Source organism: Comamonas sp. MYb21 (genome assembly GCF_037479395.1).
Lineage (GTDB): Bacteria > Pseudomonadota > Gammaproteobacteria > Burkholderiales > Burkholderiaceae_C > Comamonas.
The window spans coordinates 196,364-215,881 of record NZ_JBBGZC010000010.1; the positions used below are offsets into that span (position 1 = coordinate 196,364).

General features: G+C 60.3%; 26 protein-coding genes. 6 read left to right on the top strand and 20 right to left on the bottom strand.

What is annotated here, in order from left to right; genetic code table 11:
• Positions 1–5: 5 nt before the first annotated feature.
• Positions 6–1,307 carry a Y-family DNA polymerase gene (locus WH367_RS16245; RefSeq protein ID WP_339536890.1) on the top strand — a complete coding sequence of 434 codons (1,302 nt, stop codon included), beginning with the start codon at positions 6–8 and terminating at the stop codon, positions 1,305–1,307.
• 186 nt (positions 1,308–1,493) lie between these two features.
• Positions 1,494–2,183, top strand: coding sequence for a hypothetical protein (locus tag WH367_RS16250; RefSeq protein ID WP_339536891.1), 690 nt, complete (start codon positions 1,494–1,496; stop codon positions 2,181–2,183).
• A 101-nt stretch (positions 2,184–2,284) separates the two neighbouring features.
• Here the strand turns inward: WH367_RS16250 and WH367_RS16255 are convergent, their stop codons facing one another.
• From WH367_RS16255 to WH367_RS16340, 18 genes are all read right to left on the bottom strand, one after another.
• Positions 2,285–3,127, bottom strand: coding sequence for a Gp49 family protein (locus WH367_RS16255; protein WP_339536892.1), 843 nt, complete (start codon positions 3,125–3,127; stop codon positions 2,285–2,287).
• A gap of 46 nt (positions 3,128–3,173) precedes the next feature.
• Positions 3,174–3,452 (bottom strand): hypothetical protein, encoded by a 279-nt coding sequence (locus WH367_RS16260; protein ID WP_339536893.1) that lies wholly within the window; start codon positions 3,450–3,452, stop codon positions 3,174–3,176.
• A gap of 3 nt (positions 3,453–3,455) precedes the next feature.
• A complete protein-coding gene (locus tag WH367_RS16265) occupies positions 3,456–3,941 on the bottom strand; it encodes a hypothetical protein (RefSeq protein ID WP_339536894.1) in 486 nt (161 codons plus the stop codon).
• On the bottom strand, positions 3,938–4,498 hold the full coding sequence (locus tag WH367_RS16270) for a glycoside hydrolase family 108 protein (RefSeq protein ID WP_339536895.1): 561 nt from the start codon (positions 4,496–4,498) through the stop codon (positions 3,938–3,940). Before WH367_RS16270 ends, WH367_RS16265 begins: the two co-directional genes overlap by 4 nt.
• A gap of 59 nt (positions 4,499–4,557) precedes the next feature.
• Complete coding sequence (locus tag WH367_RS16275; protein ID WP_339536896.1) at positions 4,558–4,854, bottom strand: hypothetical protein; 297 nt, start codon at positions 4,852–4,854, stop codon at positions 4,558–4,560.
• 322 nt (positions 4,855–5,176) lie between these two features.
• Positions 5,177–5,407, bottom strand: a complete 231-nt coding sequence (locus WH367_RS16280) for a hypothetical protein (protein ID WP_027011206.1) — start codon at positions 5,405–5,407, stop codon at positions 5,177–5,179.
• A gap of 164 nt (positions 5,408–5,571) precedes the next feature.
• Positions 5,572–6,765, bottom strand: a complete 1,194-nt coding sequence (locus tag WH367_RS16285; RefSeq protein ID WP_339536897.1) for a hypothetical protein — start codon at positions 6,763–6,765, stop codon at positions 5,572–5,574.
• A 33-nt stretch (positions 6,766–6,798) separates the two neighbouring features.
• The gene (locus WH367_RS16290; protein WP_021026306.1) at positions 6,799–7,038 is read right to left on the bottom strand and encodes a hypothetical protein; all 240 of its coding nucleotides are present in this window, start codon (positions 7,036–7,038) and stop codon (positions 6,799–6,801) included.
• Complete coding sequence (locus WH367_RS16295; RefSeq protein WP_021026307.1) at positions 7,038–7,493, bottom strand: hyaluronate lyase N-terminal domain-containing protein; 456 nt, start codon at positions 7,491–7,493, stop codon at positions 7,038–7,040. Before WH367_RS16295 ends, WH367_RS16290 begins: the two co-directional genes overlap by 1 nt.
• 8 nt (positions 7,494–7,501) lie before the next feature.
• Positions 7,502–7,786 (bottom strand): hypothetical protein, encoded by a 285-nt coding sequence (locus WH367_RS16300; RefSeq protein WP_021026308.1) that lies wholly within the window; start codon positions 7,784–7,786, stop codon positions 7,502–7,504.
• Positions 7,783–8,229, bottom strand: a complete 447-nt coding sequence (locus WH367_RS16305; protein WP_021026309.1) for a hypothetical protein — start codon at positions 8,227–8,229, stop codon at positions 7,783–7,785. The genes WH367_RS16300 and WH367_RS16305 overlap by 4 nt, the downstream gene beginning before the upstream one ends.
• 56 nt (positions 8,230–8,285) lie before the next feature.
• On the bottom strand, positions 8,286–9,296 hold the full coding sequence (locus WH367_RS16310; protein ID WP_021026310.1) for a hypothetical protein: 1,011 nt from the start codon (positions 9,294–9,296) through the stop codon (positions 8,286–8,288).
• 3 nt (positions 9,297–9,299) lie between these two features.
• Positions 9,300–11,084: a hypothetical protein gene (locus WH367_RS16315; protein ID WP_339536898.1), complete on the bottom strand. Its 1,785-nt coding sequence runs from the start codon at positions 11,082–11,084 to the stop codon at positions 9,300–9,302.
• 9 nt (positions 11,085–11,093) lie between these two features.
• The gene (locus tag WH367_RS16320; RefSeq protein WP_339536899.1) at positions 11,094–12,749 is read right to left on the bottom strand and encodes a hypothetical protein; all 1,656 of its coding nucleotides are present in this window, start codon (positions 12,747–12,749) and stop codon (positions 11,094–11,096) included.
• The gene (locus WH367_RS16325; protein WP_021026312.1) at positions 12,749–13,390 is read right to left on the bottom strand and encodes a hypothetical protein; all 642 of its coding nucleotides are present in this window, start codon (positions 13,388–13,390) and stop codon (positions 12,749–12,751) included. The genes WH367_RS16320 and WH367_RS16325 overlap by 1 nt, the downstream gene beginning before the upstream one ends.
• A gap of 8 nt (positions 13,391–13,398) precedes the next feature.
• Positions 13,399–13,863 carry a hypothetical protein gene (locus WH367_RS16330; RefSeq protein ID WP_339536900.1) on the bottom strand — a complete coding sequence of 155 codons (465 nt, stop codon included), beginning with the start codon at positions 13,861–13,863 and terminating at the stop codon, positions 13,399–13,401.
• 23 nt (positions 13,864–13,886) lie between these two features.
• The gene (locus WH367_RS16335; RefSeq protein WP_339536901.1) at positions 13,887–14,309 is read right to left on the bottom strand and encodes a phage tail fiber protein; all 423 of its coding nucleotides are present in this window, start codon (positions 14,307–14,309) and stop codon (positions 13,887–13,889) included.
• Positions 14,310–14,312: 3 nt separating this feature from the next.
• Positions 14,313–15,473: a hypothetical protein gene (locus WH367_RS16340; protein ID WP_339536902.1), complete on the bottom strand. Its 1,161-nt coding sequence runs from the start codon at positions 15,471–15,473 to the stop codon at positions 14,313–14,315.
• A gap of 434 nt (positions 15,474–15,907) precedes the next feature.
• Here WH367_RS16340 and WH367_RS16345 point away from each other — a divergent pair, with 434 nt between their 5' ends.
• From WH367_RS16345 to WH367_RS16360, 4 genes are all read left to right on the top strand, one after another.
• Positions 15,908–16,594, top strand: a complete 687-nt coding sequence (locus WH367_RS16345) for a BRO-N domain-containing protein (RefSeq protein WP_339536903.1) — start codon at positions 15,908–15,910, stop codon at positions 16,592–16,594.
• On the top strand, positions 16,594–17,430 hold the full coding sequence (locus WH367_RS16350) for a hypothetical protein (RefSeq protein WP_339536904.1): 837 nt from the start codon (positions 16,594–16,596) through the stop codon (positions 17,428–17,430). The genes WH367_RS16345 and WH367_RS16350 overlap by 1 nt, the downstream gene beginning before the upstream one ends.
• A gap of 99 nt (positions 17,431–17,529) precedes the next feature.
• Positions 17,530–17,961: a hypothetical protein gene (locus WH367_RS16355; RefSeq protein WP_339536905.1), complete on the top strand. Its 432-nt coding sequence runs from the start codon at positions 17,530–17,532 to the stop codon at positions 17,959–17,961.
• 82 nt (positions 17,962–18,043) lie between these two features.
• Positions 18,044–18,505 carry a helix-hairpin-helix domain-containing protein gene (locus WH367_RS16360; RefSeq protein ID WP_339536906.1) on the top strand — a complete coding sequence of 154 codons (462 nt, stop codon included), beginning with the start codon at positions 18,044–18,046 and terminating at the stop codon, positions 18,503–18,505.
• 86 nt (positions 18,506–18,591) lie between these two features.
• Here WH367_RS16360 and WH367_RS16365 read toward each other — a convergent pair whose 3' ends face one another.
• Complete coding sequence (locus WH367_RS16365) at positions 18,592–19,023, bottom strand: hypothetical protein (protein WP_339536907.1); 432 nt, start codon at positions 19,021–19,023, stop codon at positions 18,592–18,594.
• Positions 19,024–19,029: 6 nt separating this feature from the next.
• Positions 19,030–19,509: a Panacea domain-containing protein gene (locus WH367_RS16370; protein WP_339536908.1), complete on the bottom strand. Its 480-nt coding sequence runs from the start codon at positions 19,507–19,509 to the stop codon at positions 19,030–19,032.
• Positions 19,510–19,518 lie beyond the last annotated feature (9 nt).

Consider the following 19,518-nt stretch of genomic DNA (forward strand, 5'->3'; position numbering starts at 1 on the left):
CAGCCATGTATGCGCTCATCGACGGCAACAACTTCTATGTGAGCTGTGAGCGGGTATTCCGGCCGAGCCTGCAGGGACTGCCGGTGGTGGTGCTCAGCAACAACGACGGCTGTGCCATCGCCCGATCGGATGAGGCCAAAGCCTTGGGCGTCAAGATGGGCCAGCCCTTCTTCCAGCTGCAGCACCTAGTCGAGCTCAAGGGGTTGGTCTGCCTGTCGGCCAACTTCGAGCTGTACGGCGACATGAGCGACCGCATGATGACGCTGGCTGCCGGCCTGGGGCCTCGACAGGAGATCTACTCCATCGACGAATCCTTCATCGGCGACCTGGCCGGTGTGCGCGACCTGACCCGCCGGGCATGGTCAGTGCGTGCACGCATCCTGCAATGGGTTGGCATACCCTGCTGCGTCGGCCTGGCCCCTACCAAGACCCTGGCCAAGCTCTGCAACCATGTGGCCAAAGATTCAGAGCGCAAGCCCGGCAGCTACCCGGCTGAGCTGGCCCGGGTCTGCAACTGGCAGGAGATGCCGCCCGCCATGCGCGAGGATGTGCTGCGCCGGACCATGGCCGGCGATGTCTGGGGGATCGGCCGGCGGATCGCTGTGCAGCTGGCAGAGCGCGGCATTGTCACCGCCCTCGATGTCTCCCGCATGCCCGGCCCAATGGTGCGCAGCAACTGGGGTGTCGTGCTCGAGCGCACCGTCCGCGAGCTGCAGGGCATCAGCTGCATACCGATGGAACTGGCGCCGCCGCCCAAGAAGCAGATTGCGTGCACGCGCAGCTTTGGCCATGGCATCAATGAGCTCGAGCCCCTGCTCGAAGCCGTCAGCGAGTTCGCCACGCGAGCGGCTGAGAAGCTGCGCAAGCAGGATCTGCGCGCCGGCGCCCTGCACGTCTTCGCCCATACCTCACCCTTCCGGCCAGGGCCCAGGTTCTACGGACAGACCACCACCCAACTCGTCCCCCCCACCTCCGACACAAAAGCCCTGGTGCGCGCCGCGCTGGGCGGCATGCACTCCATCTACCAGCCGGGCTTTCGCCTGGCCAAAGCCGGCGTGATGCTGATGGATCTTGCCGAAAGCCGCCATGAGCAGCACGACCTGCTCGCCGCCGCAGACGTTGGCCGGGATCAAAGCCGCCTCATGGAGGCCATGGATCGGGTGAACGGCCGCTTCGGCAAAGGCACGGTGCACGTTGCCAGCACAGGCTTTGCCTCGCAAGACGAAGCCGGATGGCGCATGCGTCAGGAGCGGCGCACGCCCCGCTACACCACCAACATTGACGAAATTCCCATTGCAAGGTGTTGATATGCAGAACCAGCAGTTTGATTTCTGGACATGCCCACCTGATAAGCTCCCGCCTCAGGAGCAGCAGGTGGTGCGCATAAAGCTACGGCAGGTCACGCCACCGCCACCCATGACGCCCGCTGAAATGCAGCTCCTCTATAGGAGCTTAGAGCAAGATATTCCCTACTGAACCTGAGCGGATAGCACATGATTATTACTTCAATAAAAATCCTAACATACTACTCAATTCAGCACTTGCAGACTGCAGAGTATTTTACCAAAAGAGCTGCCAGGCTTGAAAGAAGAACCAATAAAGATTTTTTCAATAGCAACCTAAATAGCCTGATACAGGGGTATTCAGCATCAACGCTATTGACCACTGTTGCATTTCTTGAAGCTCTTGCAAATGAAATCTTTGCTGATGCCCATTTACCAGATGGTGGTAATCTAAGAAAGCTTTCAGAAAGCGAAAGACAAGCAATTTGCCAAATTGGAGATAAGCAAACTTTCGATAAAATGAAACCCCTTTGCAAATATAATTCAATTTTGCAAGCAGTCAACAAAAATAGGATATCACTGGGATCAAATCCAGGACAAGATATGTCTACAGTTATTAAACTGAGAAATGAACTTGTTCACTATAAAGCAGAGTTATTTGATTCTGGCACCACCGTAAGGTCAGGCACATTCGAACAGAGAAAACTACTTGATAAAATTAAAGGAAGATTCGAACCTATCCCGGGAACAAATCTGAATTCAAGTGGTTGGATTAGTGCCGGCTGCTCTGAGTGGGCAGTAAAGTCAGCAGTAGCATATACCGATAGATTTTTTGTAGAGTTGGGTATAGATCCAATTTACGAGCACGTTCGACCTAAGATAACAAAAAAATTCAAATAGGTCAGTTATAAATAAAAAAATTGGATAAAAAAACCCACGCTTTTGAGTTGAAGCGTGGGTAGCGAGTAAAGCAACCGCAGGTTTTTTTGCTTGGCCGTACGTTATTGTGCCAACTCGTCGGCCAAACGGAAACCGAGCAGCAGCCACATCTTTTCGATGGCGTTGGCTCGGGCAATGTCGCGGCCGGTCTGGGCGTTGAAGTTTTCCGGGCTGACGCACGCCGACTCGCCTGTAACGGTGAAGCCGTTTTTCAGCTGCAGGACACAGAAGGTCATTCGCAGAGTGGCGCCGAGGTGCCAGCCGTGCAACCCGAAAACATGCACAGCATTGTCGTGCTGGATCGCATCACTGGCGACGAAATAGTGCTCGCTGACAATCTCGGCCTGAATGTCTTCCTTGGTCACGCGCGGCGCGGTCAGGCCCTTGGCTTGAATCTCGCGCTCCTGCGCATCAGCGCCAGCATCGACCACTGGGAGCTTGATGGTGTCCACTTTCTGGCAGCCGCCGCAGTTTGCTTTGCTGAAGCCGGCGCTGCTCAAGATGCCATCGACTGGCGCTGCAGTTGGTGGAGCCTCCAGGGCATCCAGCATCGTCTTGACGTGCTTGCCCGCCAGGGCTGGGTCACTAAGCGGCAGATCGCCCATGCGCCCGACCATTGCCAGCTCAAGCTCCTGCCGGTGCGTTCGCGGGCTCGGCCAGGACACCGAAGCGACCGCCTGGGTCGTCTCGTTCGTCACGGCCGTGGCCTGCTCCTTGAGCTTGCGCAGAATCTCGTCGCCCATGCTGGCGATGGGGACCAGCAGCAGCCCCACACCCAGCACCACAAAGGCGCCCAGGTCGATGGCTTTGGCAGCCGCGCCGAACAGGCGCCAGCCAAAGAAGAACATGAATGCGATCAGCGCCAAGGCGGCAGCGATCTGCCAATGCTTTTTCAGGAAGGTCATATTCTCTCCAAATGATCCGGCAGCCGGCCGGTGCGGGCCGGATGGCTTAAACCGGGAAATAGCCGCTCTCAAATGCTTTGGCGGGTGAAAACGATTGGTGGCCGTCTGCGTGAACCACGAAGTAGCCGCCCGCCTGGGGGCGGTTCTTCATGGCCCAGGGCTCATTGACCCAGAAGGGCGCATAGCGCCCATCGGCCGGCGTGATGAAGGCTTCGCCGCGCGGCACGCCCTCCAGGGGCTCGCGGCTGTAGGTGACGGTTTTGATCTTGAGCGCCCGCACTGTGGCGCGGGACGTGTAGAGGGGCAGTGGGCGTTGTGCGGCCATGCCCTATTCCTTCACTGGGGCGAAGCTGGGCCAGGCGTCGTGGGCGGTGACGACATCACTTGCGTGGCCTGCAGCCTTTGCTGCCATGTCGCCATACGCTGCGCGGCAGTCTTCAAATACGACTCCGAGGGCAGTGGCGTACTCAAGGACGGCGGCGGGGGGAGCAGCGGCAAGTCGGCGGGCGGCATCGGCGTTTTGGTCGCGCAGGCCGTCATTGACGCGGCGCAGGCCATCAAGCTCCAGGCGCTGCAGCGCCTCACGTTTGAGGGATGCATTCAGGGCTCCTTGGTATTTTGCGGCCGCGCTGGCGCTGGCCCTGGCTACGCGCTTGTCGGCCGCGCTGCGCTCGCTGGTAATCTGCTCGCGGAACTGACCCGCCTGCAGGCGCTCGTCGGCCAGGTCAGCACCCAAGCGGGCCTCCTGGAAGAACCAGACCAGCAGGCCTGCCAAGATGGCGACGGCGCCATGGGTGATGGTTGCGAGGCTCACCCCGCCACCCCCGCCACCTTTTCGGCGCAACGGTCCAGCGGCACATTGCCCAACCGGTGATCCACCCATCCAACCATGAAGCTGGCATTGGAGGCACTCTTGGCAAGCTGGGAGTAGTGGGCGGCCTGGTAGCCATCGAGCAGCTTGATCGTCAGCTCGCAGGCCTTCACCCGGCCCCGGCGCTTTTCCAGCGCGGCATAGGCGGCCAGCGTGCGGGCGCCAATGTCACCGTCGGTGGCCACCATGGTGAAGTCCCGGCCACCACGGCTCAGGTCGTTGAGGGACTGCTGCAGCCAGCGCGCGGCGCGGCCTGGCCCGGCGTTCACCCCGATGTCGGTCAGCTTGGTGCCCACTGCAGGCGAAAGCGCCAGCACCTGGTCAAACTTTGGCCCCTTGATGTACGACTCGGCGTAGATGTCGATGGCCTTCTCCACCGGCATGCTCACCATCGGGCCGGTATAGCCGCTGTCGCGCGCCACTGCCACGGTGATGCCGTGGTTCGTCTCGCCGCCGGCGTCGTTGGGGTCGTTGACGTAGCCGCCCTCCTTGTAGAGCACACTCCCCACTACGGCGATGACAAGTGCGGCAAGGCTGCTCCAGATCTTGCCCGGCCCGCTCACAGGTCACCCCGCACAGTTTCTTCGGCCAGCTTGCCCAGGGCGCGGCGCGCAAGGTCACGCCGGTAGTCGCGGCGCCACTTCCATACCAAGTAGCCTGCCTGCAGGACGATAAAGAAGATGGAAGCCACAACCAGCCAGTCAGAAAGAGGCAGGCCGCCGTAGCGAGCTGCACCCCCTGCCACTGCTCCTGGCGTCGCGTGGTAGGCCGCTGTGGCAATGTCCTGGCGCTGTTCAGCACTTAGGTGCCGGTTGACACCTATGGCGGCGAGAAGGACGACGAGCGCTTTTTTCATGGGCCCATGATCCCGGGCCCAGCCTCTTGCGTCTAACCCTACGCGGGGGAGGATCAGATGGCGGACGCCTGCAGAGCAGAGCTAGCCCCCGATCCAGATCTTTAGGCTCACAGTCTGCCAAGCCACCCCATCAAAAACTCGCAGATTCCGTTGAACCCACGCGCTGCCATTCCACACTTTGACACTGGAAACTACCATCCAGTCTGAGGGGAATTCCTCCCCAAAAACCAGCTTCCCGCTCCCATCCGCTGGGGCAGTAAAGACGAGTTTTCCATCGAAGACAGCCACCTCTACCCCCTATAAGCTGGAAGAATCTACGGATTTAGGACGGCTTCACTGCGATCACGGGGCCGCCAGCGGTGCATTTGTGCCCTCCCGCCAGGTCAATGGCTGTAACTTGGTAGGCCACTCCAACTTCCAGACCGGTTGCGTGGTAGTAACCCAGCGCGTCGGAAAAGCCTTCCCAGGCCTTGTAGCCATCAGCCAGGCGCAGCGCCCAAACGCGGGCGCTGGCCATGGGCACCTCGGGCGCACTGGGGCTGGTCTTGAGCATGACGCGGTCATTTATTACGCCCCTCGTGTCGCCGACCTGCCGATAGTCCTGGACTAGGTTTGCGTGCACTGGCGTTGGGGCAAGACGGGTGAATTTGGAAGGAGCACGCCCCTGAATGAACCCCGGGAGTGGCTGAGGCGCTGTAGGAGTGGTCAAAAGAGCCATCAGCTTCTCCACGGACCCGTGATATCGATAAGGTAGCGACCATTCACCGTCGAGTTGGCATTACCAGTGGACACCGCAAGCAAGCGCCTTCCTGCCATGGATCCGGATCCGCTCAAAATATCACCGTCAGTCAAAATACTAGTTACACCAGACTGTGGAATAAATTGAATCCCGGGTATCACCATTCGAGGTGGTGCAGTAGCGTCGCCACTCTCCAATGCGAATATGCCGCTCGTCTTGATTTGCCCATCAACTCGACTCGGCGCAGCCCCCATGAAAGAGTCTCCACCAGAATAAGTAGCTCTCGTCCCTGTGAACGGCCGCACATCAATCATCACAGAGGACCCAAGACCCGTAATAGAGCGAGGGCTAAAAATCGCCCCAGTCCCCAGTGTGGAGAGAGCACTCGCATCAAACGCGCCAACTGCAAAGCTAGTGTTCGTCGCCGAACCAGCGGAACTAAGCACAGCGCCCCATGCATCACCGGACGTAGACAGCGAAATAGGATCACCAAAACCACGCGCGGGCGCTGCCATGACATCCCCAGTTGATGCACCCACATAGGGGGCAATACCATGCATGAAAAATTTGGAATCTCCAGCCATTTTCCAACGCACAGCAGTAGAGCCCGCCGTCATTGATTTGTGCCAATATCCACCACCTGACACTTGTCCTGCAGTTGGGAATGCACCTGTGCCGGTATCTACGTCCGTCATCGATTCATAGCCCACCACACGAGCCACCAGCGCAGCAGTATCGTCAATGCGCAAAAACATGCGGTTGCCGGTGAGATCCGAACTCCGGAACACGCTCACATTGGTTTTGGAGAAAACCTCCTCCCAGCCGCCCACCGGCGCATAGCGAACAGTGATGCTGCCAGCAATCGGGCCATTGGCTGCGGTGGTCGCAACTGTGATGCGGTCGCTGGCCGTAGTAAGCACACGTTCTTCGCCATTGAAGCCGGGCGTGGAGGCGCCTGCGAGCAGAACCACGCTGTGCTCTTCGAAGCTCTGGTCACTGGGCAGAATGATGGTGGCAATGCCATTCAAGGCCGTAGCCGAGACGGCAGAGGTCGGAGCGAAGCCGTTAAGCAAAAAAGCTCGCAGGGCGCCGATTAACGAGCCCGCAACACCATTGATGACCGGCGCGCCACGCATGCCGCTATGAGCCCACTTGACAGGAATATTTGCCATATGAATCCTAAACCCTTAATAGCACGACTCTCGTCAAGCCGTGATTTGAATCCACACATCGCCAAATTTTGGGGCGGCAGGTTCAGTGGCTGATAACGTCACCTTGCCTACCCCGGAGCCCGCGATCATTTGAGAAAATGAGCCCGCCCCCGTCCCCACGGCAATGGCTTCTTTATCAGTCACCAGGTACGGCTCTCCAGCAGCAAGTCCACCCACGGATGCAGCAGCCTCTATCTGTGCACGCGAGCCGCGCTTCATCTTGATGGCCGTCATCAGAATGTCCCGCCATCAACGACACCCACCGCCAGGGTCACGAATGCATTCCCTGGATCCTTGGTCCACGCCAGGCTGGCGTTCATGCGCAGAATGCCGTCAGTGCCGTCAGTCCCCCAGATAAATCCGGCAGTGCCGCCCGCGACGACTGCTACCTTTTCATCGGCGGAGCCGGGAGGAATGTTCAGGGCCGTCTTGAAGGCATCAAAGGTGATCTTCTTTTCTTTCTGCCCGGATGCTTCGCTCGCGTCATGGATCAGCAGCAAATCATCAGCGCCTGAGATCGCAGGCAGCGTGGCGAGATCGTCAAGGGCCGGCACCACCGGCAACTTGGTGGCCTCATCAAGCGCTACATGGAGTGTTCCCCGATCCGTGGTGACCAGCGGCTCACCTGCGAGCATTCCTGAAGTCGGAAGATTGGCCTTGAGGCCGCGTTTGAGTTGAATACGTGGCATGTGGCCTCCTAATTAAACGTTCCGCCGTCGATGATCTGCACACCCAGATTGGCGCGAGCGCTTTGCTTGGCTTCTTCGGTGTCTAGTTCCGCTAACCGGTTCGACACCAAGAAAGCGCCGTCAGCGTTCCCAATAGGTCCTGGCGGGCCAGGTGGGCCTGGCGGGCCTTGCTCCCCGGGCGCGATCAGCACTTCGGTAAGCTCGATCTCGCTCACGACCACCTGGCTGTCCTCTGGCATTACCAGAATCTCGCCGGGCTGCAGGTCCACGATGACGGAGGTATCGCAGTTCATCGCGTGCCCTCTGGGCTCAGGTTCCAGGAGATTTCCGCCACGCGCGACACATCGCCATTGGGGTGCAGGATCTCCAACTGACCCACCGCCGAGCACCAGGCCACTGGAGGGTTTTGCCCATAGGGGAGCCCCGCCGTGGTCGCGGCATCCAGCAAGAAGACCACGCGCCCCTCCCCACTGCTGAGGTCAATGCGGCCGTTTTCCGTGCTCAGCTCCAGCAGTACATCGGGGGCGAGCACATCGTCACGCAGCTGCATGCGGGCCGCGCAGCCCGTGAGGTCCACCGGCGTCAGGTCAGTCTTGGGGACGGGCCGGCCGTTCTGGGCATTGACCAACTCTCCATTGACGAGGCGCGTGGGGTAAGGTGCCGTGCACCACTGGAAGCCACGCCGGAACGTGGCCCCTTGGTAGATGGTGTAGCAGAGGTGAGCGGGCGCTGTCATGCATAGCAGTGTCAAGCCCCCGGCCCAGAACGTCGAACCCTATACGGGGTAAGCGGTTAGAAGCTCTGCACGGAGGTGCTCATGTTGTTGCTCACCCCTGCGCCGATACCGTTCAAGCTGGCAGCCACTGAGTCGCCAGCCATCTTGGCGTTGGCCAGGAAGGTCTGCACGCGCATCTGGTTGGTCTCCAGCTTAAAGCGGGCATTGGCTTCGGACACCCGGGTCTTTAGCTCGGCATCGGTGATGGACAGGCGGAGCAGCGGATCGATAGCAGCGCTCTGCGCCTGATACAGGGCCACCAAGGTGCGCGCTGCCTCGTTCTTGAGCCCGGACATCGAGGTAGATAGCTGGGCGGCCAACTGCGGCCCCAGCGCAATGGCCTTGACATACTCGCCCACGGCAGCAATGGCCTTCGTGTACATGTCCGACACGGCGCCGACGGCAAAGCGGACGTTCTCCACCTCTGTCTCAAAGCTCTTGATGGAAATGTCGCGGCTTTGCTCGGCCAGCTTGTCTCGGCTGTCTTGGCGGATCAGCGCCGTATCGTGCAGCATCGCGCCAGGCGGCAGCGGCCAGCCGGCGCGGGCATAGCGCTCGGTGGTGCTAGCCATGTCACGGTCGGCTTGGCGCAGGATACGCGCCCGGCCGCGCTCCCACAATGCGGCCTCCACATTGGAGTTGATGCCCGTGCCGCCCTGCGTGATGGCGCGCCGGCACCAAGCCAGTGCCTCGGCCAGAATGGACAAATCAGGGAAGGCTTCGCCCAGCATCGAGCGGAACGCCGTATCAATCTGGGCTGAGATCTCAGAATTCTTGGCATCAAAGTACGCCATCGCTGCCGTTGGGTCGTCAAAACTCAGGTTGTTTGGCGGGTCGACCAGTTCAAAATTCTGCACAACAGAGGGCTGCTGCACCACGGGCGCAGTCCCCGCTTGTGCCATGGCTTCCTGCCCAAAGCCGATTGACTGGGCGTGCCAACCCATGGCGTTGTCCCATTTGGCGTTGATGACCTGAGTGGTTTGCAGGGCCGGGCCCGTGATGCCGGGCGGAATGGTGACGATAGGCATGGCTTAGATCCTCCGGTTTGACTCGTTGACGACGAAGCGAATGGCATCCACCTCAAACGCATCGCCGTTGCTGTTGTAGAAAGTGGGCGTGGCGTAGGCGCTGCGCAGCCCGCGACCCAGGTCAAAGCGCACCTCGCGCATGCTGGCCCCGTGCCCACGGGCTGGATAGGTGTAGCTGGCGGGCCGGCCGTTGAGCAAGGATTCGATCTGCAGCCGCATGGAGCCCGCCGCCGCGCCCAGGTAGCAGTAGCTCAGGATCTTCACCTGCGGACTGCCGAAGTCCAGTTGGCCCATGCCGAACACGGCCTCGATGGGCTCGCCCGCATCGTCATCACCATCCAGCAGGAACAGGCCTTCCTCACTGGCCCCATAGTGCTTACCGCCAATGGTGGCAAAGCTGTTGTAGGGGTAGCGCTCGTAGCGGGTGGTCCCGCCCGGGTTGCCGCCGGTCATGTTGAGGGCGAACACCTCACCCAGGCCCGACAGAATCGAGATCTTCCCGCTCAGCACAGCGCGCATGGGCACCACCGGCAAAGTGACCTCGCCCATGGCCGTCATGTCGCCGCTGAGCATCCCGCGCATCACCACCGTCTGCAGGGTGGCCTCTGCATACGGAGACACGGATCCAGACAGCACCGCGCGCATGGGCTTGGTCTGCAGGGTCACCAAGCCCTGCAACGAGATCTTGCCGCCCAGCATCAGCCGCCCAAAGGTGCCCGGCAGCTCGCCGTAGGGCCAGTTGCGGCCGTAAAGGGTTGGCGCTGGCAGGGGCAGCTTGAGCCGGCCGATCTCCCGGTCCGACGCTGCGAGATTGACAGGAGGGATAGTCAGGACCAGCTGACCCACGGCGCCCACCAGCGCATTGGCATACGGCTGCACCGGCGGCAGGGTGAGGCTCAGCAATGCGAACGATGGCGCGGCCAGCTTGCCAAACGACATGGCGGGCTTGGCCTGGCCCAGCACCAAGCGCAGGACCCGGCCCTTGTCGAAGGCGGCGTTGGCCGGGGGCAAGGTCAACTTGATCTCACCTGTCACTGGGCTCGTGTCTGGGGGAGACAGCTGCGTGAGCACAGGGTTGAAGATCTCATCATCCCCGGCATACAGCGCGGCCTGCAGCCACAGTGGCTCGGTGCTGCCGGTGGTACTGCTGGTGTAGACCAGCTCGTCATCGAGGAAATAGCTCACCACGCCATCGACGCGCTCGATCTTGAACACGGTGGCATCGGTGTAGGGGCGCGAACCAGTCTTTGCCTTGCCCAGCTCCATCACCTTGGCAAGGCCCTTGGCCAGGTAGAAGCCGTAAGCGGTGGTGAGGCCCGTGTACTGGACCGGGTCCTCGTAGCCATTGAGGCCCACCACGGCGCCGATGAGGCTGGCCCGGCCCTGGAAGGTGGCCGAAGCATCGCCAGTCACGAACATCAGCGAGCGCGCCCCGTTCTCCCAGCCCAGGGCGTAGTCCCAGCCCGGCGCGCGGGCAGCGACCCCCTTCTGCCCCGGGTCAGCCGGAAGGTGAACCAGCACCTTCTCCTCCCAGCAGGCATAGGTCATCTCAATCTCGCTCACCAGGGTGACGGTGCCGGTCTTCTTGTCGGGCACAAAGATGGCCGAGACCTGACCGGTGGCCGCATTGGTCACATACTTGTAGCGCCCGGGCACATTCTTGGATACGGGGCGCATGCCGCACACCATGGTGTCGACAAAGATATCTCGAGCTGGCCGGGCCGGGCGGTATTCCTGGCCCTGCTCGCCCGGGACGTAGACTTTTTCCTTGATCAGTGAATTGGCCACCGCTTGCTCCTATGCGCTGGGCGCTGGGAATCGAGAGTCAGAAATCCAGGTAGCCCCTGGTGTGGCATTGGCCGCGAAGTTGGCAGCGCGCAGCTGGGTGATGCTGGCAAAGTCGCGCAGGTAGGACACGCCCAATTGTTTTACCGGCGCGGGCGCATCCACCGAGAGCACGGCGCGCTGCTTCCAAGTCGCTCCCAGGTCCGTGGACTGCATGAGCGTGTAGCCCTGGCCATATGCCGCCACCGCGCCGCCCGATTCCACGAGGACGGGCTCAGCCCTGAATACGGGCAGCGCCAGGGTCCGGGCATCAATGGCAAAGGGAATGCCGACATGCCAGCCTGGCCAGCCGGTGCTGGGCTGGTACTGCAGGTCATAGCCATCGGTGGTGAAAAGGCACACGGCCGCGTTGTCCCGGTAGTCAGCCTGGCCGGGCGGGCGCAGCACAAACAGCGCGCCACCCGCGATGGGCACGCAGCCGCCATTGGCGAACGCCGCGGCATTCTCCGCGCCGCTGTCCCAGTCGTCTGCGTCTTCGGAACGGAAGTCCTGCAGCACCGCCGTCTGCACGACGGTGCGCTCCTCGTGATCGATCCGGGCCAGCTTGACCTTGGCATGCACCCGGTAGCCGGTGGGCAGGCTGGCATCCACCTCGATGTAGGGCACAGAGACAATGGCCACGGCATAGCGCTTGGAGACGGGCGCCACGTTCACATGCACCCAGTTGACCGCCGTATTGAAGGCGATGGCGGCAGGGACAGAGTCGGCCGGCAGCGCCAAAGCGGTATCGCTGAATTCGGCCATCACCGGGAGCGCAGCGGCGCGCACCCAGTTCATGCCTGAGTCATCAGAGAACTGAAAATCCACCCCGGGGCAGGCGGCCACATTGATCGGGTGCGGCATCCCTGCCTGGCTGTATTCGGGCCGCAGGTATTTACCCAGTGCAAAGCGCTGCTCGGGCGCCGTGGACCAGGCCTCAAACAGCAGCGGCAGCTGCCAGGCAATCGTCAGGGTGTTGCCATAGCCTCGGGAGATCCCGTCATCCACGATGTAGACAAACTGGTACTGGCCGTCCAGGAACTGCACGGCGCCCAGGCCCATGTAGCGCCACCCCACCACGCCCTGGCGCACCAAGGTGGGCCCGGTGGCGAAGATGGCCGCGTTATAAGAACGGAGCGCAGAGACGTAGGGCACAGAGGCGTAGGTCTCGTAGACCTGCTCAAAGGTGCGGCCGTTGCGCGTCTTGTGCACGGACACGCCCGCCACGATGGATGGCATGCCGTTAAAGTCTGGCATGGTGCCCCGGTAGACCACCCGGATCATGGCGCCCAGCCCCGCACCGTAGTAGAACATCTGCCTGATGTCGGTGTTCACATAGTCCGCCGAGTTGCCAAAGACGCCGCGATCGAGGAATACGCCTATGGCTGTGGCGCTGCCCACAACATGGATCGAGCCATCACCCACCGCCCCGGCGCTGTAGTAGCCGTCCTCTGCCTGGTCTTGCGCCGGATCGACATACAGACGGCCGCCTACCTTGGACGAGCGGCTGCCATCGAGGTTGGCATGGCGCAGGGCAGGAGCGCCCAGGGTGTCCAGAAACCTGGCCTGTCGCTCGCCCTGCAGGCTGCGGGGCATGCCTCGGTGGTGGGGGAACTTGCTGTAGTCCATCAAGGCACTTCGCGTGCGCCCGCGAACTCCGTCCAGAAATCGGGCATGTTGAGCGAGCCGATGCCGTCTACCTTCAAATTGCTGAGCTTGACGGTCGTGGCGCCCTCCTCCACCGAATACATGATCAGCTTGAGGTTGGTGTCTGAGAAGTAGATGGGCCCGTAGGCGCTGAGAATCACATCGTCTTCACGCCCAATCTCCTCACCGACGCCTGCGACAATGCGCATCTCGACCGGGTCGAAGGTGTACCAGATTTGTTTGCCCACGGCATCGTCCACGGTGGCAATGCCAGCAAAGGTGGCTCCTGCTGTAATCGCGCCGCCGACACCGGGTTGGTTCATCAGGAACACATCCAACCCGCCCATGCGCACGGTGATCACATTGGGGCTATCCCCTCCTGTGCTGACGGCCGCTAAGCGCAGCGCTACCGAGAACGGCCCCGTGAACATGGCTGGCGGGAGCGACAAGATGGCGTCCCTTTCAGAAGAGTCCTCCTGGATCACGTTGCCCATGCCATCCATGATCGGCGTGGGGTCGCCCCACTCGCTCGCCCACAGCAGCTCAGCCCCTACCCCCGCGTTGCGACCCTCAATACGGCTACCCGCAGGCCCGCCAAAGTCAGCATCTACCAACAGCGTCATGGCTGCCCTTACATGCTGGCCGGCACCGTGGCGCTTGCAGCATCAATGGTCAGCGGCGCGCCATTGGCAATGGCCAGGCTGCTCAGTGCCAGGTCTGCGCTCGGGTCTGACACCAGGCCCACCTTACCTTGCATCCGGACGCGGGTGTTGCTCAAGGTGCCATCGTCATCGGGCGCTTGGTAGCGGAAGAACGTGGGTGTGCCTGAGGCAACCGCGACAGCCGACCAGACATCGCCTGCCACCTTGGACACCGAGCCATTGGCCGGGGCGCTCCAGGCGAGCGGGTCACCGGTGCCGTTCAAGCTGTAGGTGGCCAGCAAGGTGGCGCTGTCGAGCGCTGCGTCAGCCGAGGCAGGCATGCTGCCGGCATAGAGCATCAGCACGCAGCCATCCATGATGGGGGCGGACGGGGCCGCGTTCAGCGCGCCGCCTGCTGCAGCATTGCGGTATCCAGTGGAAAAACTAACCGTCATGTGACGCTCCTTCGGGGTTCGGGTTAAACGGCGTTGGCGAGCAACAGGCTCACCGGGATCTTGACCACGTCGCCCGGGCCATAGGTGCGGGGCGATGGCAGGCGCTGGTAGCACAGCAAGATGCCGGTGCTCGACCCCTTGCCTGCGCTGGACACCAGAGCGAAACCGGAGACAGCTTTCTGCGCGGTCAACGTGACGAGTGCCACCGCACCAGAGTTGCTGGTAGCGCCGCCAGTGGCCGCCGCTTCCTTGAACTCCTGCCGGGTGGTCTCGGAATAAGCCGTGATCTCTGTTGCGCGGCTACCGATGTTGGCCGCCGTGTCGTCCTCTTGAGGGTCGTAGTCGCCCTCAAACAATGCGATGTGCCAGGTGGGCACCTGCGTGCCGCCGTGGACACCGACATCCATCAAATAGTCGCGGCCCTGGGCCGGGAAGTTCAAAGACATGGTTCAATCCTCATGAAGTTCTTCAACATCAAACCGGGCGGCAATGATGTGGGTTTCGCCGTCCTGGTCCCGCACCAGCGTTGCGCCCGACTCAGCCCTGCCAAACTGCAGAGCATCGTCCTGGGGCGCGACCACAATCCCGCCTGGCTTGGCCACAATCACCCCGAGCTCGCTTTGCCAGTAGCTGGCCTGCTCCTTGGGGTCATAGGCGAGAGAGCCTGGCATGGCGCCAAAGGGCAGCACCACCACGGGGGCCGAGTTCAGCGGGTCGCCAGCGATCCAATAGGTTTTGTCGGCGCAGATGTAGACGCCGTCCTCGCATGGCGCGATGACCGACACATCGCCGGGGAATGGAATAAAGGCCCGGCCCAGGTTCACCCGGCCGTACTCGTAGGGTTCGCTCACATAGACGAAGCGCCCTCGTCCCACCATCAGCGAGCCGCGATAGTGGGCAAGGGCACGGCCCGCCGGCATGGTCTTGTGCATGAGGGTGCCGCATGCAGCGCCCGTGTTGCCCAAGCTCACGTAGTCGCCGGGGGCGATCTCGTTGAAGATCTCGCCATCGGGCCCCGTGGCGTAGACCAAGGTGTTGGGGGTCAGTCCGGCAATGGCAACACCACCACCGTTTGGTAGGTGGATGGCCTGGGGCTCGGTCGTTGGCGATTCGCCATCAGGACCCAGGGCGGTGAACAGAACCTGGTAGCGGCCAGGCGGCAGGCTGCCACCGGTAGCGCTGGCTACGGGCACAGGGTTGGGGACAGGCGTTGCAATGCTGCGCGCGGTTGCGCCGGCCAGGCGCCCGATCTGGTTGCCGTTGGTCCAGTACACCATGCCGTCGGGCAAGCGGGCGTACTGCACTGGGGCCTGGCCCACGCCTGCAACCACTGTGGTCTGCACCAGGCTGCGAGCATTTATGTGCACTAGGTCGCCATCGCGCACCATATAGCCTTCGGTCTTGTCACCCCAGACGGAATGGCAGCCGGCAGCGACCTTCTTCCCCGCGCCGCGCCGGCGCCGGATGAATCCATTGCTGGTCAGGTCGATGTTGGTGGCCACCTGCAGCCATGCGGCCGTGGTACGGTTGGGGAGCGCCACTTCCATGCGTGTTGGAGGCAGGCGGTTGTTCAGGCCCAGAATGGCGCCAAGGCTTACCGTGCGTGGCATTACCTGCCCCGCTTTCTGGCTGCGGCTTTGGGATCAGTTGCTGGGATGAATCGCATGCCTGGCAGTTTTGCTCAGGCGGTGCTTAGCGTCGAACCCTATCCGGTGATGGATGTTCAGTAAAACTTACAAGGAGCCTTTTAAGAGTGGCTCAAAGCAAGTCACCAACACGAAACTATCGCTATTTGTTATACTTAAGGCACTTCGAAAGAAGTTCGGGCTTGGTCGCCCGATTAGCAAGGCGCAGAGCAACAGCCGCGCCATCATGGTCAGCGGCTTTTTTTCTGTGTAGCACAGTCTCATTTAAGGTGGGACTGTGCGGGACACGTGCAAGCGTGTGCCGGTCCTTGCCCGGTCGACCAACCCGCACAGTCCTGCCACCATCTCTTGGTCGAGTGTGGCGGCAGGTTTTGAACCAGTTCGCAAGGAGCCGCATCATGGCTGACACCACACTTCAATCGTCTTTGGCTTTTAACGGAGCCGACTCCCCATCAGTTTTTAACTTTGGCACTCATTCGGTGCGGATCATCGTTATCGATGGCGAGCCATGGTTTGTAGCCAGCGATGTAGCCGCTTCCCTAGGCTACCGAGATGCGAGCAATGCGGCTCGGCATCTCAAGCCCCATCAGAAGGGTACTCGCAATCTGAGTACCCCTGGCGGCGAGCAAAAAGTGACAATCATTACTGAGTCGGGTCTCTACAAGCTTGTCCTTCGAAGTCGCAAGCCAGAGGCCGAGGAATTCAGCGATTGGGTGACTGGCGAAGTCCTTCCGAGCATCCGCAAAACTGGGCAATACGTGAAGGCTGGGCGCGCTCTGTCGCCCCAAGAAATGGTGGTCGCTCTGGTAAAGCACATCGAGGCTCCGAACAGCGTGCCAGCCATTGAATTTATGCCTTTGGTTAACGCAGTGCTCCGCAAACAAGGGTTCGATTTGAGCCCAGCTTCGATGTCACCGGAGCAAGCAACTGCGATCACCGACAGAATCAACAGCCTGGCCAAGCTATTTCACCCGCTCTCACCTCAATTTGCTGATGTGCTTGGCATTCGTCGCGCAATGAGAGGTCTCCATCCCAAATTCGGGACCAGGGAGCCTGGATATAGCCAACTCCTTGCTGCTCTGTAATGATTACTGGGCACGCCTCGAAAATCACCAACTGGTTTGCTGCGCGCTGGCAGCGCGGGCCTGCGGTGCACATCGCGCCCACGGCGCGCGACTTGCCGGTACCGGCGCCGGCGGACGCGCGGGGCGTCTTCCATCAGGGTGCGGTTCATGTCGTTGCGCAGCAAATGCCCACCACCCTGGCCCAGACGCTCATGCACGAGGCCGTCGGCCACTACGGCATGCGCAAGTGGCTGGGCGCCGAGTGGCCGGCATTTATGCGCGCGGTCCAGAACGGTGCAAAGGCCGGGGACGCGGGGCTACAGCAGCTGCAGGCGCACATCCGCCAGACCTACGTTGATGACGCTGGGGCATATCAGCTGTCGGCCCGCCAAGAAGCTGATGAGCTGTCCGCCTATGTTGCGGAGCAGCTGGTTTGCTACCAGACAGGAACACTGCGCCCAGATCGCGCGTGGCAGAAGGCGCTACAAGCCACAAAGGGCCGGCTGATCCGAGAAGGCTTGCTCGTTGAAGGCCAGGTGACGCAGGCTGAATTGGAAGGCGCCCTCTTCCTGGCTGCCAAGCACATGGAAGGCTGGCCGTGGTTGCAGGCGCAGGGGCAGATTTCGGAGCTTTTGGCGAGGTGCGGTATTATTCTGCACATGCCCAAGTTCGACCCCCTCAAACGACCACCTACCTACCTGGAGAACTTGGAGCTTCTGCGCCGTGCTGATCAGCAGGTGAAGGACAAGGAAGAGCGCGCAGGATTTTTTCGAATTGGGGGTAGTCTTCTGCTCTTGGCCGTATTGGTATTTGGCGGGGGTGCAATGCTCATCTATGGGATAGCCAAGCTATTCTGACCAGCGTCCGCCCTCCCGCCCAAGCGCCCTCGTAAGAGGGCTTTTTCACATGTGTTTCCTTCATTAGAATTTGCGGTAACGTCACAGCTAAGGTGAGAAATGACTACGGAGGATTTGCTGCTTGTAGCAGCTTTTGCAGGGGGAGCCATTGGATTGTGGATGCTCAAAAGATGGGATGAGCGGCGCATGGATCATCTGGCTCAAATCAAGTTTCCCAAAGCCACATCTAACAATCCGCTGCAAAAGAAGTTGACGTGGGAGCAAAAGAAGCAAGAGTTAGAGCAAGAATTGAAGCGCGCCCACTCCCTAAGCGATGGACAGGCATTGGCACCTTACGCTGGCTTCCTCTTAGGCTTGGCAGTGGGGTTCCGCTTCTTTGGCGGGATTGGATTGCTCTTCGGAATACCTTTAGGCATTGTGGCCTACTACCTTGTCAAAGCATGGGTATCAAGAGGTCGCGCGAAAGCCGCGAAGGCACTTGCAGATCATCTGGGTAGCGATAGAGGAGGCAGTTACTTAGCGCAGCGGTGATACGCAGCCCTCTTCGGAGGGCTTTTTTATGCCCGCTCCAGCACCTGGCGGACGACGAGCCTCACCAACTATGATGCTCAGCATGCAAGACGATCAGCAATCCGAAACACCCCTGGGCGACGTACTTCAGCCCCGAGTGAAGCGAATTCTTGAAAGGAATGGGATTCATACGGTGGAAGCGTTGCGCAGTGCCTATCCGCATCAGCTCGTGAAGATGTGGGGCCTGGGCATGTACCGCTTCCGTCTGATTGAGAGAGCGTTCTTCCCAGATAAGTCATTCACACCGGCGCGGATCTATTCACCAGTGCGACACATCCGCGGCTCATCTCTTAACGGAGCCCTCGACCCGTCCATAGTCATGGCCTTGCTGAGCGCTGGAATCACTACTCCTGAGGAGCTGAAGGCGGTGGAGCCGGCTGAGCTTCTTAAGATCAAAGGCCTCGGAGTAAACAGGCTTCGCGAGATTGAGCGGGCGTTTTTTCCAGGTCAACACTACGAGATCCCGCGCGTCAGGAAGCAGGCGGCAGTGGACGAGGGTGCCTGACCAGGATGCAGTGAGCACGTTGTGCTCGGGCATGAAAAAACCCGCCGGAGCGGGTTGAGAATTTCAATTCAAGAGCTGCATTTGTTTTACTTTCCTCCACCTTTCGGGAAAAGGCCGCGAATCACTCCAAGAAATGCAGCGAGCACACTAACCGTCACACCGGTCGTAGCAGCCATGATGACATGATCTGACCACATTTCTATGCCCGTAGTGGCCTTGACTACTCCATGCGAACCAAGCATAACTACCCAGGCGCAGATGCATCCACATGCCAATTCGTATGCCCGATTAGCATACTTGTCACGTAATATTCTGTTCGCCTCCATATCTTTTGCAGCTTCAGTGACCAGAATATCCTTCTGCTCACCAGGTGGCTTATCCACATTTGCAAAAGAAAAGCCACCAGCCACTTTTGGCTGGGGCTCATTGGGGTTCTGGTTTGGCTGCTCGCCGACAAACAGCTTCCAATTTTTGGGAGCTTGCTCGCCAGAAGGCTGCGGGGGCTTATCTTCTGACAACTTGTATTACTTAATTGTCGGGTCGGTGAGAATCTCACCGTGCGTTATTACCGATCCATCTCCACCACCGCCGCTCGCCCAAGCTGACTTTTCCAAATGTGTCATGTTTGACAGTACCTGAGCATCGATACTTCCGTATCTGTTTATGATCGCATCTACAAGCCCCCACGCGCTCACGTCACTGGAGGGGATCATTGGAACATTGACCGAAAAATCGTCACCATCAAATGCCAATGTTGTCGCTTTCCGCGTAATAGTTCTGTAACCATAAGCCTTGAACTCATGGTAAAGAGCAGGGATTACCGGGCCGTGTTGCCACCGAGCAAAATTGTCATCCAGAAAAGGCGCGCCACTAGTCCCTTTAAGATGCCACGCTTGTGCGAAGTACAGCAACTTCTGCAGCTTCATCGGCGTGAGGCTCGGGATGCGACCTTGCTCAGCCCTCTCAATGAAGGCGTTGGCCACAGCAAAAGCAGAATACGCCATACCAATCTC

Bases quoted from the DNA above. Each gene is read 5' to 3' on its own strand.
- WH367_RS16245 (WP_339536890.1), top strand. From the start codon at position 6: ATGTATGCGCTCATCGACGGCAACAACTTCTATGTGAGCTGTGAGCGG.
- WH367_RS16250 (WP_339536891.1), top strand. From the start codon at position 1,494: ATGATTATTACTTCAATAAAAATCCTAACATACTACTCAATTCAGCAC.
- WH367_RS16255 (WP_339536892.1), bottom strand. From the start codon at position 3,127: ATGACCTTCCTGAAAAAGCATTGGCAGATCGCTGCCGCCTTGGCGCTG.
- WH367_RS16260 (WP_339536893.1), bottom strand. From the start codon at position 3,452: ATGGCCGCACAACGCCCACTGCCCCTCTACACGTCCCGCGCCACAGTG.
- WH367_RS16275 (WP_339536896.1), bottom strand. From the start codon at position 4,854: ATGAAAAAAGCGCTCGTCGTCCTTCTCGCCGCCATAGGTGTCAACCGG.
- WH367_RS16280 (WP_027011206.1), bottom strand. From the start codon at position 5,407: ATGCTCAAGACCAGCCCCAGTGCGCCCGAGGTGCCCATGGCCAGCGCC.
- WH367_RS16285 (WP_339536897.1), bottom strand. From the start codon at position 6,765: ATGGCAAATATTCCTGTCAAGTGGGCTCATAGCGGCATGCGTGGCGCG.
- WH367_RS16290 (WP_021026306.1), bottom strand. From the start codon at position 7,038: ATGACGGCCATCAAGATGAAGCGCGGCTCGCGTGCACAGATAGAGGCT.
- WH367_RS16295 (WP_021026307.1), bottom strand. From the start codon at position 7,493: ATGCCACGTATTCAACTCAAACGCGGCCTCAAGGCCAATCTTCCGACT.
- WH367_RS16300 (WP_021026308.1), bottom strand. From the start codon at position 7,786: ATGAACTGCGATACCTCCGTCATCGTGGACCTGCAGCCCGGCGAGATT.
- WH367_RS16305 (WP_021026309.1), bottom strand. From the start codon at position 8,229: ATGACAGCGCCCGCTCACCTCTGCTACACCATCTACCAAGGGGCCACG.
- WH367_RS16310 (WP_021026310.1), bottom strand. From the start codon at position 9,296: ATGCCTATCGTCACCATTCCGCCCGGCATCACGGGCCCGGCCCTGCAA.
- WH367_RS16320 (WP_339536899.1), bottom strand. From the start codon at position 12,749: ATGGACTACAGCAAGTTCCCCCACCACCGAGGCATGCCCCGCAGCCTG.
- WH367_RS16325 (WP_021026312.1), bottom strand. From the start codon at position 13,390: ATGACGCTGTTGGTAGATGCTGACTTTGGCGGGCCTGCGGGTAGCCGT.
- WH367_RS16330 (WP_339536900.1), bottom strand. From the start codon at position 13,863: ATGACGGTTAGTTTTTCCACTGGATACCGCAATGCTGCAGCAGGCGGC.
- WH367_RS16335 (WP_339536901.1), bottom strand. From the start codon at position 14,309: ATGTCTTTGAACTTCCCGGCCCAGGGCCGCGACTATTTGATGGATGTC.
- WH367_RS16340 (WP_339536902.1), bottom strand. From the start codon at position 15,473: ATGCCACGCACGGTAAGCCTTGGCGCCATTCTGGGCCTGAACAACCGC.
- WH367_RS16345 (WP_339536903.1), top strand. From the start codon at position 15,908: ATGGCTGACACCACACTTCAATCGTCTTTGGCTTTTAACGGAGCCGAC.
- WH367_RS16350 (WP_339536904.1), top strand. From the start codon at position 16,594: ATGATTACTGGGCACGCCTCGAAAATCACCAACTGGTTTGCTGCGCGC.
- WH367_RS16355 (WP_339536905.1), top strand. From the start codon at position 17,530: ATGACTACGGAGGATTTGCTGCTTGTAGCAGCTTTTGCAGGGGGAGCC.
- WH367_RS16360 (WP_339536906.1), top strand. From the start codon at position 18,044: ATGCAAGACGATCAGCAATCCGAAACACCCCTGGGCGACGTACTTCAG.
- WH367_RS16370 (WP_339536908.1), bottom strand. From the start codon at position 19,509: ATGGCGTATTCTGCTTTTGCTGTGGCCAACGCCTTCATTGAGAGGGCT.